Here is a 16,528-nt window from a genome sequence, read left to right on the forward strand (position 1 = left end):
TTGCGCGTGTGGAATCGGCAAGCTTCGTGTGACGCAGTGGCGCGTACAGTTTGCCGGTGCCATTCAATTTCGGGGAATGGCGGGCGAGTTGCGCTGGCTTTGAGGTACCTGTCGCGTCATGCGCAGCCGGCAACGTGCCGGCCCGACGATTCGTGCTGGGGAGATTATCGCGTGTGTGTCACAGGTCGCCAACTGACGGGCGGGCGACCGTGCGGTGCGTCCGGACATCACCCTGCGGTCAGTCGAATCCGGCCACACTTCGCGTTTGACAGCCGCTCACGTGCGAAAAATTCGCGTGGGGGCGAATCCGGCTTTCATCCGAAATCCAATTACATTAGGATAACGAATCATTGTGACGAAACGTGAGTGGATGGACGTGGGTCGCCAACACGATGACGCACGCGTCGGCCGTCCGTCCGCAAGCATCGATGCGCAGCCGCGCGCGACGCCCGTCTACGCAACGCTCGCCGGGTTGCGGCGCCACCGCGTATTCATGATGCACGCCGACCCTGATCGATATACCGTCGCCTCGCCATGCTTGCCCGGTGTGACAGATGCCTTGCGCACACAGCGTCCGCCGACACACTTTCGTCGTCGGTTCACTTGGCAGTTCGATGAGGATTGGGTGAGGCTGACTGGCTGGGCCGCCAGCGGCGGCAGTCCCGACCTGCCCCAAGGGACAGGTCGGTCTGTCATGTGACGCGCTGCATGCGAGGCGCAGGCAGGCCGTCACCGCGCGGTCGCGCGGCGACACATCGCGTGTTACTCGCTCGCGGCCGTTTGTTGCTCGGGCTGCGGTGCTGCGTCTGCCGGTGCCTCCGCAGTCGCCTGCTGCGACTCGGCGGCGGCCGGCGCTTCCACCTTCGGCTGCTGCGGTGCGCCCTTCGCCGCTTGCGCGCCGCCCTTGTTGCCCGGACGGCGCGACTTCAGCCGGCGCGCACGCGCCGCGTCGTCGTGCGTCACGCGCCCCGCTTCGTTACCTTGCAGATCGACCCGCACCGCGTCTTCGACGAGACACGACCAGTAACGATTGCCGCGGCACCACGTGGACATCGCCTCGCGCAGCTCGGCCTCGCTCAGGCCGACGGCTTGCGCCTCGCGAGCGAGGTCGTCCCAGATACCGACCTTCAGCGGCACCTTCGGAGCCGGATTCTTCGGGAACGCGCGCGGGAACCGGCGCTGCAGTTTGCCGATCGCGACGATGACCGGATCGACCGGCGTCGACGGCTTCGCCGAAGCGGGCTTCGCGCCGGACGGCGCTTTGGCCCCGGCACCCGATTTGGCCCCCCGAGCTGGCCGGTCGCCGGATTTCGGCTTCGCGCCTGCGTCCGGTTGCGTAGCCGGTCGCTTCGCGTTGCGCTCCTGCTTGGCCTTTGCTGCGAGCTGCGCCCGCAATTCGGCAAGTTGTTCAAAACCCATAAATTCAATCCACCAGGAATATAAGGTGTGGTTCGTGCAGCCATTCCGCACATCGGCGTTCGCCGCATCGCCTGCGGCGCGTCTGCCACCGACGCGGATCATTGCGGGGCCGCATCGCCACCACCACTGTTTCAGGCACCCGGCCACGATGCCGGAGAAAGGCAGGAGTGGAAGTATACCGGTACCCGCGGCCGTCGGTTGACTCACCGGTTCGCATTTGACGAATCCGGGGGAACCGCAATGCATCCGCGCGGTCGTGTTGCGCATTATGGCGGCGTTTTCGCGGTGGATCGACACTCGCGTTACGTAGTGCCGTTACCGGCACTCTCGGCTTCAGTGCGCCGGTCACGCGACGCATCGGTTATTCCACAGTCCGAAATGGCGAGCAATGGTATGGATAGTGAAGACGCCAAATTCTGCCGACTCGCATCGTCCGGAAGACCGGGCTTTCGCACACGATCCGTGCGGCGTGGCGAGTGTGCATCGATCTCTGCCGCCACGCTATTAGTTGCGTCCGCATCGATCGTCGAGCGTACGACGGCATCGGAACGTGGGTCGTATGGGCCGGATCGACAGCGGTCATGCGTATGGTGCTTCACGCGATCTCGTGAAAAACCCGTGGCCCGAATACATCAGCCGCCAGTGTCGACAAAGGCCAACTAGCGCATCGACATGCCATGATGCCGCTGCCGCAAACGGGGATGCAATTCGCACGACCGGTGTCTCGCGGAAATTGCGCGTCGCCGGCATTCGCTGCAATCGGGCACCGCACGACAGGTGTCGCGCTTCGGTCGTTGCGCACGGCCGCGGTTCCGCTTCGGCTGGCTCGATCGCCGGCAATCAGAACACGCCGAGTGCAAGACCCGCAGCGAGCCCCGCGCCGATCTCCGCGCAGCGCGCGAGATCCTCGCCGCCAATCGTCTTCGGCGCGAGGATCCGCTCTGGCGTTTGCGCATGGGTGCAGACGATCAGGCCCGGCACCACGTTCCTGAGCCGCCATCCGGTCGCGATCCGGTCGATCTGGCGCAGCGCGTTCTGGCCGTCGCTGCCAGCACAGATCATCGCCGCATACGGGCGGCCATTCACGCGATCGAGCGCAGCGTAGTAACAGCGATCGAAGAAGTCCTTCATCAGCCCGGACATCGCGGCGAGATTTTCCGGCGTAGCGAACAGATAGGCGTCGGCGGCGAGCACGTCGTCCGCGCTGGTCGCGTCCGCACGCTGCAATCTGACGTCGACGCCGGGTTGCTCGCGCGCGGCATCCGCGGCCGCTTCGGCCATCTGCTGCGTGCCTCCGGTCATCGTGTGATAGACGATCAACAGCGTCTTCATCGGTTTTCGCTCACGTTCGGTTTCATTTGCGCCTGCCGCACGCGTCGGTACGGCTCAATCCGGCTACGTCGACGTGCGTACCAGCGCCTGCGTTCGCCGGTTTTCGAATGGCACTTTCCTCGACGCGGAGGATGAGGCTCGCGTGGCGGATATCGACGGAGTTGTTCCGCTTCGCGCTTCGCACGACGCGCGGTCAGTCCTGCCCGGTACCTCACACACCGGCGTGGTCCGCGCGCGAGTAGTACGCAAGAAACATGTCGGCAGCCGTTTCCGCGACCTTCTGTTGTTCCTGCGCGCCGAGCGGCGGCTGGCCCATCGTCACTTGCGGCCAGAACGCGAACGCTTTCACGATCCCCTGCAGTTGATGCGCGGCGAAAACGGCATCGGTCACCGACAACCGGCCAGCCGCCGCGGCCGCACGAATCCAGACCGTCACGTCTTCTTCGCGCTCGCCCATGCGTTCGACCATGTCGCGCGCGCGTTCCGGAGAATGGATGGCCGCACCGATCGCGACGCGGGCGAGTGCAAGAAATGCTTCGTCGTTCAGCAACCGCAACTTGCGGCCCAGCAGCGCGAGCAGTTGATCGCGCAGCGGGACGTCGGCGCGGTAGGCCGGCGCGCCGGCAGTCAGCGTCGCATCCCACAGTTGATGCAGGATCGCCGCGAACAATGCTTCCTTGCCCGGGAAATGGTTGTAGACGGTGCGCTTCGACACGTCCGCGCGCGCTGCGATGCGATCCATGCTGGTTCCGTCGTAGCCAGCCGCGAGGAATTCCTCGATCGCCGCGGCGAGTATTGCTGCACGCTTTCGGTCGGTCAGCCGTTGAGGAGAAGTGCTCGTATCCATTCGAAAAATTTTACACCCCTGAGTTTACTTTTCCCAGAGATAAACTACACTGCCTGGTGTACTTTATTTTCCGGACGAATCGCCATGGCTTCGCCTCTCGTAATTCTTCATCGCGTACTGGGTTTCGCCGCCGCCAGGCGTGGCCGCACACTGTCCGGCGAGTCGCCGCAGCACAACGGCGAACGCTTCAGCAACGTTGCACCGCGACCGGCCGAAGGCTTCGGCAAAACACTTGGCATCGCGTGGAACATGCTGGTGAACAAGCCACGCAACACGGTTCCGACAGGCGCATTGCCCATCGATTCACTGACTCGCGAACAACTCGACGCGGCCCCCGACCGCAGCCTGTATCGGCTAGGGCATTCGACATTGCTATTGAAACTGCGCGGGGAATTCTGGCTGACCGATCCTGTATTTGCCGAACGCGCATCGCCGTTCCGACGCATCGGTCCCAAGCGCTTTCATGCGCCGCCGATCGCCCTCGTGGACCTCCCGCCGTTGCGTGGCGTGCTCCTGTCGCATGATCACTACGATCACCTCGACCGCGAAACGGTGCTCGCGCTTGCAGCCACCACTGGCGTGTTCGTCACGACGTTGGGCGTCGGCGATCGGCTGATCGAATGGGGTATCGATGCGAAAAAGGTCCGCCAGATCGACTGGTGGCAAAGTGTCGACGTCGATGGTCTGACGCTGACCGCGACACCGGCACAGCACTTCTCCGGACGCAGCCTGTTTGACGGCAACAGCACGCTGTGGGCGTCGTGGGTCATCGTCGACGACGATCTGCGGGTGTTCTTCAGCGGCGATACCGGCTACTTCGACGGTTTCCGGACAATCGGCGAACGGCTTGGGCCCTTCGACGTGACGCTGATCGAGACCGGGGCATACGACCCGCAATGGCCCTACGTGCACATGCAGCCGGAAGAGACCGTGCAAGCGCACATCGACCTGCGCGGTCGCACGCTGATGCCGATTCACAACGGTACGTTCGATCTCGCGATGCACCGTTGGCAAGAGCCGTTTGAGCGCGTCACGGCATTGGCCATGGCACGCGGCGTCGAGCTGTCGACACCCAGGATGGGCGAGCGACTCGATCTGAATGCGCCACATCGCGGCGAACGTTGGTGGCGAACGGTCGACGAGCCAGCAAAGACTCCAGCAACAAAGACGCGCTGGTGGCAGCAGCTGTGCGCATCGCAGGCGACGAAGTAGGTTCGCTGGCCGCGGCGGTTTCTGGACGGGAACGCCGCGGCGGTGAATTTTCGTGGTGATATACGGCTCGGTAACGGACTCTTTGGCCGATCGTCGGCGACGATGATCAATCGCCCCCGACAGCTGACATCCGGCGAAGGACGAGATATACACGGTCGAACCAATTGTGGCGATGCGCTTCACCCTCTTGACGCAAAGTCCGCAAATTCCCTCTCCATCCGCACAGTGATAAATACAGGCCGAGCCCATCGGGAACGGCCTTCCTAGGACGTCTATAGAAGCCGCGTAGCTCAACGTCGCCTTTGGGACGAGACGTTCGATTCGATTTCTCCCGACGCGTGCAGGTTTGCAATCCGGCGCCGTCGGCGCAGCGCGTTGTCACGTGACAACTAGCGATGACGAACTCGCTACCTATTGAATCCATGCTGGCCTGTTCCGCGCGATGTCTTAAGTCCTAGAAGGTCGATCGAGCTGCGCGCCCGCTCGCAGGACGTATCATTTATCACAAAACACGTATCATCGGATACGTTTCCGCTTTATCCGTCATTATCTAGACCCAATAGCGCGCGCCAGATTCATATGCCCCCATTTCAGCCGTCGTCCGCGCTCATTTTGCGTGAAACAACGTGAAGAAAGTAGCGCAACCCATTGCTAGGCAAGGGTTTCCGCACACGCACCCATTTAGAAGAATTGTTTCACGCTCTGGTGATTTGCGCCATCTCGCCTCGGCGACGCGCAGGAATTCGCGCCCAAAACCCATCGAGAACGTGTGACGCGACGCCGATGCTCTCGACCGTCGGATCGACGGCCCACTCAATAAGATTCTGCCCTAGCCCTCCCCTAGCTCATCGCCGTTGCCTGTAGATGCTGATCGGCTCTTTTTATTGGGGCCATATCACGCGCTTGGAATTAGCGTGCCATCGGAGGCCGAGAGCATGCGCGCTCGGAAGTGTCTGAAGAAGACATCAATTGGCTCGGCCAACATAGATCACTCACTTATCAGCCGCTAGCCAAGCACCTCTGCGTACTTCGTCACTGATGATGCCTCGTCGGCGTCAAGTCGATCCTTTCGGCATCCATCCGCACGGTTGTCACGTGACAACAACCCGATGGCTTGCGCATCACTGACCTTGCCCAATCGAACACGACGAGCTCATATATCCCATGGACTTGTTCACGCCCGCGACTTCTACAGTGGGCACGCCGACACTGACGATATGCGTCCAGAATCAACGCTTCGGCAAGTTGTCACGTAACAACACGCGGCAGTCGCAGTCGCAGTCGCAGTCGCAGTCGCCAGCACCAGCACCAGCACCAGCACCAGCACCAGCCGTCATATCTGAACACGGACCTTCGTAATGATGTGCAAGGAAGCAAAAATCATCGGAATTACCGCTGCGCGTCGCATCGGCATGCTTGCCGTCGAGCAGCATTTGAGGTCCTAGCCAACCAAATCGCCTTGTCACGTGACAACTTTGGATCCCGACGCCACCCAGGACCGCAAGCTGATTGCCAAACAGCGGCAGAATTCCCACCGATCGCGAGACCACATTAGGGAATCAGCACGGTGACCTCGAGTCGCTACCTCACTGAAGTCCTCAGCACTTCATCAGCACCTTCCGTCTCGAATGCACTGTCATCTATTTTTATTTTCACCCGCTTTCAAATCACAAATACTTGCTAGCCATTTGACGTACTTGTCACGTGACAACAACATCCACAAGAAAATTTCCTTTTTCATCTAGCACTTTCTGGACTTTTCAACAATAACTGCATATATTACGCAAAACTCCTTGGAGGGAATTTAATGGCTTTCAAGATCGCCGTCAGTAATCAAAAAGGTGGTACTGGAAAGACCACCATCTCCGTCAATATCGCTGCTGCCTTCGAGGCGGGCGGCAACAAGGTCGCCTTGATCGATGCCGACCCTCAAGGCACATCAGTGAGATGGGTGACGAGCGGTGAAAATACGCTCCCGATGACGGTTCTGTCGTTGGCCCCCGCCGGCCGCGGCATCGGCGGCGAGATCAAGAAGCAGGATGCGAATTTCGATGTGATCGTCGTCGACTGCCCGGGCAACCTCGAAGATCCACGCATCGCGTCCGTGCTCGAGGTTGCCGATTTCTGCCTCGTGCCGCTGTCTCCGTCACCGGCCGACCTGTACAGCACCGTCGCGATGATTCGCATGATCGAATCGATGCGTGCCGTTCGTAACCCGAACTTGTCTTCCGCGTTGATGCTGAATAGCGTCAATGGAAAAACTAAAATGCGAGAAGAAATTTTAAAAATTCTAAAGGCTGAAGAAATAGGGGAGCATCTGCTCGACAGCCAGATCGCGCAGCGCGAGGTCTACCGGCAGACGTTCGCCCTCGGCACCACGATCCATCATCACAATCGATACCTGAAGGGGCTGAAGGAAGCCCGCGCGGAAATCGAAAGACTGGTCACCGAAATGGCCCAATACATCGCGTCGACGCGCGCTACCGGAGCCGCTCATGGCTAAGGACACATCGAAAGAGAAGAAGCCGACCGGCAACCTGCATCTCGCAGCCGGCTTGCTGCGTGGGCTCGCACAGGAAAACGCGGCGCTGGAAACACGCCTGCCCGAGCCGACGCCCGCGTCGAATCCCGCCGCCGAAGCCATCACCCCCGTCACCCCGACCGCCGCCGCCACCTCCGACGCGCTCGACCTGGGCGCGCCGCAGAAGGTCGCGGTCAAGGACTGCATCCCGAACCCGTTCAACCCGCGCGTGTTCTATTCCGAGTCGAGCCTGCACGAGCTCGCATTGACGTTGAAGCGGGAAGGGCAGATCGAGCCGATCAAGGTCACGCGTCTCCCGGAGTTTCCCGGCAAGCTCGTCGTGATCGACGGGCAACGCCGCTTGCGCGCGACGAGCATCAACGGCGACGAAACGATCAACGCGACGTTTCGCACGGACCACACACCCGAGCAGTTGTACACGATCGCGTATCGCGCCAACCACGACCACGAACGCCAGACCATCTTCGACGATGCAGTCGCATGGAAGCGTCTCCTCGACGAAAAGGTCTTCCCCGACCAGAACACGCTCGCGGAGAAAATCGGCAAGGACAAGGCATCGATCAGCAAGACACTATCGCTGAACGCACTGCCGAACACGCTGCTCGAACGGATGGCCAGCGCGAACGATGTGGTCGGGTTGCAGGCCGCGTACTTCCTGAAACTGATTTTCGAGCGCCTGGGCGAACCGGCTGCGGACCGTCTGCTCACGGCGGTGATCGACCGGAAAAAGTCGGTGCGCGACCTCGAGAATTTCCTGCGCGCACAGAGCGACGGCAACAAGAAGACGGGGCGCACGCGTTACAGCGTTCGCCACGATTTCGCGCTCGAATCACGCCCGATCGGTCAGCTGAAAACCTATCCGGACGGGCGTCTGGATCTGCAACTGAAGGGAGTCGATGCGTCCCATCAGGAAGCGCTCGCCGACCGGCTCAAGACCGTGATCGATGCATACGTCGCCGAACTGGCGGTAGCCGCGCAAAAGTAAAAGAAGGCGCCCAAAACAAAGGCCTCGCACCTGCATGGCATCGCGCGCCGGATGAAGTCCGGTGCACGGTGCATGCCAGGCTGCGAGGCCTTGATCAGTTGGTCGCGAGGCTGCTTTTCAGCAGGAATTCCAGCAGATCGTCCGAGGTCGGTTCGCCCCAGGTATCGAGCGCCAGCCACCGGAAGAAGCTGGTTTGCGCCAGCTTGCTCGCCTTCTTCTTCGGCGACAGCGTGAGATCCTTCGATCCGGCCACCGTTTCGTTGTAGCGCTCGATCAGCTTGGTCTGGTCGTCGATCTCCAGCTCACGGAAATACGCGCCGGCTTCGTCGACCTTCGCGGCCAGGTACTTGTCGCGAATCTGTTCCTGCTTGCTCTGCCCGGATTCCTTTGCCGGCGCGGCCGTCTCGGTCCCCTGTCCGTCGGCCAGCGTATAACCGTGCGTCAGCGCCTTGCGGAAATACGCGGCCACGTTGTCGACCGGCGCTGCGTTCTTCTTCGTAGTCCGATTGAGCGTATAGGCGATCGCCGCCTTGATGCGCTGCACACCGTACTGCGTAATCAACCGGCGAGCTTCCGAACGCGGGATGCCGAACTTGGCGACCTCGTCGACGAGTGCTTCGTTCTTGACGTCGCCTTCCTCGACCGTATCCGCGCTCTGCTTGCGCGTCACCTTGAACTGGACGGCCTCCACGCTGCGACCTGACTTGTGTTCGATCAGCTCGAGCGTGTGGTCGGAAACTTCGTTCACCTCCTGAATGCACGGCACCAGGACCTTGCTCTTGAAGAGCTTGTACTCCTTGTACGACTGCGACGCCTTGTCCTGACCGAGAATGAGATCACGGAATTTCGGCAATGGAATCTTTGCCGTGATGCCGATCCCCTCGTAGCGCACCGTGTTTTCCCAAAGGGCAAGCGAGTGCGAGCGCCGAAACTCGCGCGCGATCCGCATATCGATGAGCGCGTAGATTTCCGGATTGAGCAGCTCGCTGCGAATCTGGTCGGAGAAGCTGTACTTCAGCACCGATTGCTCGAGCTCGGCGCCGGCGAGCAGGCCTGACGCCTTCCACACCGTCGAGCGGTCGGCGGCAAGGTAGTCCCAGTTGACGACGGTACTGATCAGCGAGTTGACCGTGTCCTTCACATACTTCGTGTTGTTGCTGTTCAACCCGCTCTCATGCGACAGCGCGGCGATCGAGATCGAAAAGCTCGTCCGGCCGGGCTCGAACGCTTCCTGACGAAGGGCGTTCTTGATCAGCGAGCTGAACATCTTGCGCTGCTGCAGACCGATCTTTCCGGACTTCGGAGCGATATGAATTGCCTGGACCGCCTTGCGCAGCAGATCGGGGGGCTCGGGCGTCTGAAATAGCGAAACCTGCTTGTCGGAGCCTTTGATTGCGGGCTTGCGCGGCATCGTGATGTCCGGAGAAGGTGACCGTGTTGATGGCGGACTTTATACCTTTTCGAGCCATCGAGCAACGCCTTCATCTCCAGTATCACTTTCACTATCGCCGATAAATCATTGTCTCAAAATGACAATTTCCATTTTCACGGTCTGTGCGAAATCCCATATTCATCTACCTTTCCACCGAAAACAGCTCCCAAAACCTGCTACCTGTTCGGGCGGTCGCCAGAATCCGGCACGGGACTTGCCCCACTGGAGGTACCCATTCATGGGAAATAATCCGGTGGAACTGGATGTGCGAACCCGATTCGTGGTGCCCTGCAACACGGTCTGCGCTCCCCCATAACACGCTACCTTTAGCACGTCCCATGAATAGGTACCTATCCAGATCCGCCAGCTCAGCGTTTTGTCTTCCTCTGTGCCCGGCAGGCGGAAATACCTCCCACAAATGACTACCTTAAGAGGTCCCCACAGATGGTTACCTTTCCTCTGGGCTGATCCTGTTTATGGGATCCCGGCTCCTAAGGGACAAGCAGGACGAGATCATTCTGTCCACGCCAGCACCCATAAACGACTACCTGGAATCCATCCCATAACCGGCAACCCAAAATGAAATGCGGTGCGCGGCACCGTACACGAATAATCAAGAAGGCACCATAAATGGGTACCTATAGATTCCCCCATAGAGGGCTACCTGAGGGGTTTTTTGGCCCGAATCCCATAGCTGGCTACGCGTGCCCCATATCCACAACCTCCATTTCCCACAGCTCGGTACCCGATTCCCCAAATCCACAGACCTGAAACCCCATATTCTTCCGCCTGTGCCCCCATAAATGGGTACCGAACACCTGTCAAACCCTTACCAGACAAGGCTGTGAGCCGTCTAAAAGTAGTTAAAGAAGTAAACGTTGTTTATCAAAGATGTAAACACACGTGCGCCTGTGCAGAAAAACAACCCCCATAAACCGCTACCCAAGCGAACCGGTGAGGCTCGACAAGCACAGCATTCCTGACGCACGGCCTGTGGATCCCTCGATCTCCGCCTTATTTTGCAAGCGTTCGAGGCCTGACAAGGCTTCCCGGGAAGGTGAGTACCTACTAACAAACGCTCAAACGTAGAAACTTATGGGAGGAACTCCGCGTTTTCGGGGCATAGGTTCCCACCTATGGGATAGGAAAATGCAGACAGCGGTCGGTTTCCCGTCAGGGATTACCCGCGGGCGAAGGCAGTCGCGCTCGACATAGAAGCACCGCGAGTTTCCGTCACGGCGGTGAAAAATCGACGGAATTCATTCTCAGGCCGCTTTTTTTGCGTCAGCGCCGAGGCTTCCGCGGAAAAGTCTTCGCATGTCACATGATGATCTGCCTTTCACTTTCCAGTCGATGGCGCATGAACAGACGAAATTGGCTGGCTCTCGTCCCGTTCATTCGGCATCGCGGTTTTCTACCTTTGGGTCAGTATCGGAATTGGTACAGCGTTCCTATCGGCACGACCAGAATCACATCGCTGTGCCGGGCGAGACACCGACCGCGGCCGCTCGATTACGAGGATCCTGGCAACAGCCTCGAACGTGAGGCTGGCGCCATCAACATGGCTCATCCCCATCGGATCCGCACTCGAATCCCGAAAGTTCTCACCGCTGGAAGTTGCCCCGTCCTGTAAAAGCTCACCTACAAGGTGTCCGTCGGATTAACAAACCGTACGCGCGATGCCTCCGCACCAGATGCGGCCGCACAATGGAAAAGCTGTGACGAATGCGCCCCGCGCTAGACGTGTCGCCATCCTTGCCGCACAAGCTCAAGACGCTTCGTGACGTCGATACGATGCCAAGCGCCAAGCATTCGCACAGGCGACCGCTCGCGTGATGCCCGTGCGCAATCGTGAACGAATGCCGATCGAAGGGTTCACCTTGCGCGGAGGGAGTCGTGTCCACCCGCAGACGTCGTCTCCCACATCTGGCGACCAATAGAATCGAACAGGTAGCCATGTGTGCGACATGCGTGGAAATGCGGCAGGCTCGGTGCAGAATGAATCGTGGTTGTTTATGGGAGGAACCGCCGTTCGCGCGGCAGCGAGTCACAACATGGCGCACAGGTTCGCGATTTCGTCGTCTATCCCGCTCATGGGGCGACGATCGCGTTGCACGAGCAGCCAATTCCACAGGTGAAACAGTCAGCGTCGTGCGAGTGCGTGAAATACCGAAATCGATCTCATCCTCATCGGCAATCTGCACCGTCTCAGTGGAACGATCCGCTTCTCCACACGGTTGCAGCGGTCGTGCACGTTGCGTGATTCCCGAGCGCGATGCAACGCCATGGCCCCTGCGAAACGCGGAGCGGACGGGCGTGGGACACGTGACGATACGACGCCTCCCATACGTGTATCCCCAAGAATACACGCATGATGGCGCCACATTTTTTGCAACGCGGTTATGATGCAAAGGCCCTGACCGCGACATGAAGACCGACCAGGGGCAGGGGCGGTATTTCGATGTGCTTTCACTCCGTGACCAATCAGAAAAGAGAGTTCAGCAATGCGAATCCAGATCAAAAAACTGACGCTGGCTGCTACCGCAGCGGCGTTCCTCTTCGGCTCGGCCGCTCCGGTGTTCGCACAGACCGACGCCAGCGCACCGGCCGCATCCGCCGCATCGGATGCGAAAGCCGCGAAGCGTGAAGCACGCAAGGCGGCTCGGGCAAAACGCAAAGCCGAACACAAGGCAGCGCGCGCGAAGAACAACGCCGAACTGAAGAAACTCGAAGACGCTGGTTACAAGCCGGCGGCCAACGATCCGAACTATCCGCAGAATCTGCAGAATGCTGAGAAGAAGGCGGGCGAAGCCGCTGGCGCAAGCCAATAAGCATTCCCCGCACCAGACAAACCCCGGCGCGAACCGGGGTTTGTCGTTTCTGCGCTGAAACGCGGTGCGCGACCGGTCATCGTGCAGGTGTGACATCCGAGTCAATTGATTCGACATCCTTTGTTTCTCGGTGAGATGAATGCCATCTCGATGCGTCGAACCTTCCTGCTCTCCGTGAACGACACGCGCCATTCTGCTTGTTCAGTCTCAGAGGAATCCTACGGATCACAACAGATCGCTGGATGAATCACGAGACGAAAAGCGATCATGCACGTGCAATACGTGCTCCGCGCAAAGACACACGAAACCCGCACCAATTGAGCCGGTGCGCGTTGCGCAACGACTAGTCGCCGATATACCGACTTCGTCAGCGCCGCGCGTCCGCCGTCGCGTTCCCCGTCGCTTTTAACCAGTCCTTGAAGGCCCGCACGGCTTCGTCTTCCGCGCGCGCAGTCGCCACGTAAGTGAAATAGCGCCACGGCGGTAGTGCCGGTTCGCTGAACGGCCGCACCAACCGGCCTTCGGCGATGTCGTCCGCGACGAGCGCGATCGGCCCCATTGCGACACCGAGGCCGTCGAGCGCGCCTTGCAGCGTCAGATAGAAATGCTCGAGCGTGAGCGAATGCCGCGGCACCAGATTCGCGTGCCCGGCCGCTGCGAGCCACTCGGGCCACATACCGGGGTACGTCGCCGCATGCAGCAGCGTGAAGCCGGCGAGATCGGCCGGCGTACGCAACGGCCGCCCATCGAGCAGCTTCGGCGCGCATACGGGCAGGCGGATTTCCGACAGAAACTCCTCGGCAACATATCCGTCGATCGCCTGCGGGCCACCGCGGACGATCAGGTCGACCTTGTCACGCAACTTCTCGATCGGCTCGTTCGACGTTGACAGCCGCACCTCGATGGTCGGATGCGCAACCTGGAACGACGACAGCTTGGGCACGAGCCAGCGCAGTGAAAACGTCGCGGGCGCGCTGACGCGCAGCACGCGCTGCTGCCCCTGGCCGAAATGCTGCGCGGTGGCGAGCGCGATCCGGTCAAACGATGCACCGACCTCGGCAAGGTATACGCGACCGGCGTCAGTCAGTTCGACGCGCCGGTTGTGCCGCTCGAACAGCGGTCGGCCCAGCCATGCCTCGAGTTGCTGAACATGCCGGCTGATCGCGCCATGCGTCACGCACAGCTCGTCGGCGGCGCGCGTGAAACTGCCGAGGCGGGCCGCGGCTTCGAAGGCGCGCAGCGAATTCAATGGAGGGAGTCGTCGGGCCATGCATCGTTTCGCGTGAAATTTACTCACGCGACTGCTCAGATTTAATCGTTTGATCGGGTGATCCTACTCCGCCAATATGGCACACGAACGGCCGATGCGGCCGGAATGGATGTCTGGAATTCTCACATGGAGTATGGAGCATGCCGAACGTGGTGGTGGTGGGCGCCCAATGGGGTGACGAAGGCAAGGGGCGCGTCGTGGACTGGCTGGCGGCGCAGGCCGATCTCGTCGCACGCTACAACGGCGGCCACAACGCAGGCCATACGCTGGTCGTCGGCGACAAGACCTACAAGCTCGCGCTGCTGCCGAGCGGCATTGTGCGTGGCAAGCGCGGCGTGATCGGCAACGGTGTGGCGCTCGATCCGGAGGCGCTGCTGGACGAGATCGGGCGGATGGCCCAACTCGGGCTGTCGGTGACGCCGGACAATCTGTCGATCGCGGAGAACGCCACGCTGGTCCTGCCGATTCACCGTGCGATCGACCAGGCGCAGGAGCGTCTGCGTCGCGAACCCATCGGCACCACGCTGCGCGGGATCGGGCCGGCTTACGAGGACAAGGTCGGGCGCCGCGGGCTGCGGGTCGCGGATCTGGCCGAGCCGGGCCAGCTTGCCGACAAGCTCGACGTGCTGGTCGATCACCACAATGCATGGTTCCGCGGCCTGGGGCTCGAGCCGTGTTCGCGCGACGCGATGCTGGCAACACTGATCGACATCGCGCCGCAGATCCTCCCGTTCGTGCGTCCCGTGTGGGCCGACCTCAACGACGCGAACGACCGCGGCGAGCGCATTTTGTTCGAGGGCTCGCAGGCCGTGATGCTCGACATCGACTGGGGCACGTATCCGTTCGTGACGTCGTCGGGCACCGTTGCATCGGCCGCGGCGGCCGGCACGGGCCTCGGCGCGTCGAAACTCGGCCACGTGCTGGGCGTGACCAAGGCGTACGCGACGCGCGTCGGCGGCGGCCCGTTCCTCACCGAACTGAGCGACGCCACCGGCGAAACGCTGCGCGCGCGCGGGCAGGAGTTCGGCGTCAACACCGGCCGGCCGCGCCGCTGCGGATGGCTCGATGCCGCGCAGTTGCGGCAGGCCGTCCGGATTTCGGGTATCGATTCGCTCGCACTCACCAAGCTCGACGTGCTCGACGGCTTCGCGTCGATCGAGCTGTGCGTCGGCTACGAACTTGACGGCGCACGTGTCGACCATCTGCCCGCGAGCCTCGATGCGCAGGCGCGCGCAATGCCCGTCTACGAAACGTTCGCCGGGTGGGACGGCACCGTGAAGGGTGTACGCGAACGCGCAGTGTTGCCGCGTGCCGCACAGGATTTCATCGCGCGCGTCGAGGCGATCGCAGGCGCGCCCGTGTCGATGATCACGACCGGCGCCGAGCGCGACGACACGATCGTGCTGAGCAACCCCTTCGACCCGTTCTGAGTGCGACGCGGCACGCGCGATGTGGGCCCGGCAGGCCGCGGTGCGGCCTGCACCGATCCGGCGCCGGTCGTCCTTCGACAAGGGGCGTCGCATGAGCGATCGTCGCCGATGCGGCGCACGGCAAACTGGACACGCCTGCACCGCTGCGGTACTGTTCCGCACAATTCGCGCCAGACCGGAATGTGCCGGGGCGGGCGCCGCTGCAAGGCGATTTCAATCCCGGGGCATGTCGATGGACACGTTACAGATGATGCGCATTTTCGTCCGGGTTGCGGAGGAGGGCAGCTTCACGAGCGCGGCCCACCGCCTGGACATCACCACCGCCTACGCATCGCGTTCGGTCGCGCAACTCGAAACACACCTGCGCACGCGTTTGCTCAACCGGAGCACGCGCCGCATCGCGTTGACCGACGCCGGACAGCGCTATCTCGACCGCTGCCAGCGCATCCTCGGCTACATCGACGAAGCGGAAGCCGAGGCGGCCGACGCGCAGGCGAAGCCGTCGGGCCGCCTGCATGTGCATGCGACGACCAGTTTCGGTCAGGCCTACCTGGTGCCTGCAGTGGTGCGATACCGGGAGCGCTATCCGTCGGTGGCCGTCGAGCTCACGCTGTCGCAGCACGTGCCCGACATCATCGACGAAGGCTACGACGTGTCGCTGCAATTGAGCACGACGGAGCTGCCCGACTCGGGGCTGGTGTCGCAGCGGCTCGGCGATGTGCACAGCGTGCTGTGCGCGTCGCCCGCGTACCTGAAGGAGCGCGGCACGCCGCGTACCGTGCGCGATCTCGAATCGCATGCGTGCCTGCAAATCGTCACGCCGATTTTTCCGCGCGACCGGTGGCATCTCGACGGTCCCGACGGTCGCGAGACCTTCGAACTGCCGCTGCCGGATTTCCAGGTCAACATCGCCGATGCGCTCGGCGCCGCATTGCGCGCCGGTCTCGGGATCGGCTCATTGCCAATGTCGACCGCGGTGCCCGCCCTGGCGAGCGGTGCGCTGGTTCGCGTGTTGCCCGAGTACCGGCTGCAGAAGCTGACGGTCTACACGCTGTATGCGTCGCGCCAGTACCTCGACGCAAAGATCCGGACGTTCGTCGATTTCCTGCGCGAATGCGTACCCGAAATGCTGGCCGCCGACGAGGCGGCGCTGCGCGGTTCCTGCGAGCCCTGAGTGGAGGCGAACGACGCGTTTCGGGTCGCATGACTCGGCACTCGCAACGTAGTC

Annotated in this window: 12 protein-coding genes; 6 read left to right on the forward strand and 6 right to left on the reverse strand. The window is 61.4% G+C overall.

The features are described 5' to 3' along the window. Nucleotides 1-762: 762 nt before the first annotated feature. The 3 genes from WS75_RS19685 to WS75_RS19695 all read right to left on the reverse strand — a co-directional run bounded on the left by WS75_RS19685 (nucleotide 763) and on the right by WS75_RS19695 (nucleotide 3,598). The gene (locus WS75_RS19685) at nucleotides 763-1,419 is read right to left on the reverse strand and encodes a ProQ/FinO family protein (protein WP_059682308.1); all 657 of its coding nucleotides are present in this window, start codon (nucleotides 1,417-1,419) and stop codon (nucleotides 763-765) included. Between the two features lie 840 nt (nucleotides 1,420-2,259). After that, nucleotides 2,260-2,751 carry a flavodoxin family protein gene (locus tag WS75_RS19690; protein WP_059682310.1) on the reverse strand — a complete coding sequence of 164 codons (492 nt, stop codon included), beginning with the start codon at nucleotides 2,749-2,751 and terminating at the stop codon, nucleotides 2,260-2,262. Nucleotides 2,752-2,962: 211 nt separating this feature from the next. Then, nucleotides 2,963-3,598: a TetR/AcrR family transcriptional regulator gene (locus WS75_RS19695; RefSeq protein WP_059682312.1), complete on the reverse strand. Its 636-nt coding sequence runs from the start codon at nucleotides 3,596-3,598 to the stop codon at nucleotides 2,963-2,965. An 84-nt stretch (nucleotides 3,599-3,682) separates the two neighbouring features. On the opposite strand from WS75_RS19695, the gene WS75_RS19700 reads away from it, so the two are divergent. Further along, nucleotides 3,683-4,810, forward strand: coding sequence for an MBL fold metallo-hydrolase (locus WS75_RS19700; protein WP_059682314.1), 1,128 nt, complete (start codon nucleotides 3,683-3,685; stop codon nucleotides 4,808-4,810). Nucleotides 4,811-6,039: 1,229 nt separating this feature from the next. Here WS75_RS19700 and WS75_RS33710 read toward each other — a convergent pair. After that, nucleotides 6,040-6,243 (reverse strand): hypothetical protein, encoded by a 204-nt coding sequence (locus tag WS75_RS33710; protein WP_156429829.1) that lies wholly within the window; start codon nucleotides 6,241-6,243, stop codon nucleotides 6,040-6,042. Nucleotides 6,244-6,617: 374 nt separating this feature from the next. Between WS75_RS33710 and WS75_RS19705 the strand changes: the two genes are divergently transcribed. Both WS75_RS19705 and WS75_RS19710 read left to right on the forward strand, forming a co-directional pair. Continuing rightward, nucleotides 6,618-7,313: a ParA family protein gene (locus tag WS75_RS19705; protein ID WP_011879640.1), complete on the forward strand. Its 696-nt coding sequence runs from the start codon at nucleotides 6,618-6,620 to the stop codon at nucleotides 7,311-7,313. After that, the gene (locus tag WS75_RS19710) at nucleotides 7,306-8,337 is read left to right on the forward strand and encodes a ParB/RepB/Spo0J family partition protein (RefSeq protein ID WP_059682316.1); all 1,032 of its coding nucleotides are present in this window, start codon (nucleotides 7,306-7,308) and stop codon (nucleotides 8,335-8,337) included. Before WS75_RS19705 ends, WS75_RS19710 begins: the two co-directional genes overlap by 8 nt. A gap of 94 nt (nucleotides 8,338-8,431) precedes the next feature. Here the strand turns inward: WS75_RS19710 and WS75_RS19715 are convergent, their stop codons facing one another. Then, nucleotides 8,432-9,748: a replication initiation protein gene (locus tag WS75_RS19715; protein ID WP_059682318.1), complete on the reverse strand. Its 1,317-nt coding sequence runs from the start codon at nucleotides 9,746-9,748 to the stop codon at nucleotides 8,432-8,434. Nucleotides 9,749-12,273: 2,525 nt separating this feature from the next. Between WS75_RS19715 and WS75_RS19720 the strand changes: the two genes are divergently transcribed. Then, complete coding sequence (locus WS75_RS19720) at nucleotides 12,274-12,600, forward strand: hypothetical protein (RefSeq protein WP_044848822.1); 327 nt, start codon at nucleotides 12,274-12,276, stop codon at nucleotides 12,598-12,600. Between the two features lie 367 nt (nucleotides 12,601-12,967). Here the strand turns inward: WS75_RS19720 and gcvA are convergent, their stop codons facing one another. Further along, nucleotides 12,968-13,870, reverse strand: coding sequence for a transcriptional regulator GcvA (gene gcvA, locus WS75_RS19725; protein WP_059682320.1), 903 nt, complete (start codon nucleotides 13,868-13,870; stop codon nucleotides 12,968-12,970). 140 nt (nucleotides 13,871-14,010) lie between these two features. Here gcvA and WS75_RS19730 point away from each other — a divergent pair, with 140 nt between their 5' ends. Continuing rightward, complete coding sequence (locus WS75_RS19730) at nucleotides 14,011-15,300, forward strand: adenylosuccinate synthase (RefSeq protein ID WP_059682322.1); 1,290 nt, start codon at nucleotides 14,011-14,013, stop codon at nucleotides 15,298-15,300. A gap of 232 nt (nucleotides 15,301-15,532) precedes the next feature. Continuing rightward, on the forward strand, nucleotides 15,533-16,474 hold the full coding sequence (locus WS75_RS19735; RefSeq protein ID WP_059682363.1) for a LysR family transcriptional regulator: 942 nt from the start codon (nucleotides 15,533-15,535) through the stop codon (nucleotides 16,472-16,474). The last annotated feature ends 54 nt before the right edge of the window (nucleotides 16,475-16,528 follow it).

It is taken from the genome of Burkholderia sp. FL-7-2-10-S1-D7 (assembly GCF_001524185.1).
Classification (GTDB): domain Bacteria; phylum Pseudomonadota; class Gammaproteobacteria; order Burkholderiales; family Burkholderiaceae; genus Burkholderia; species Burkholderia diffusa.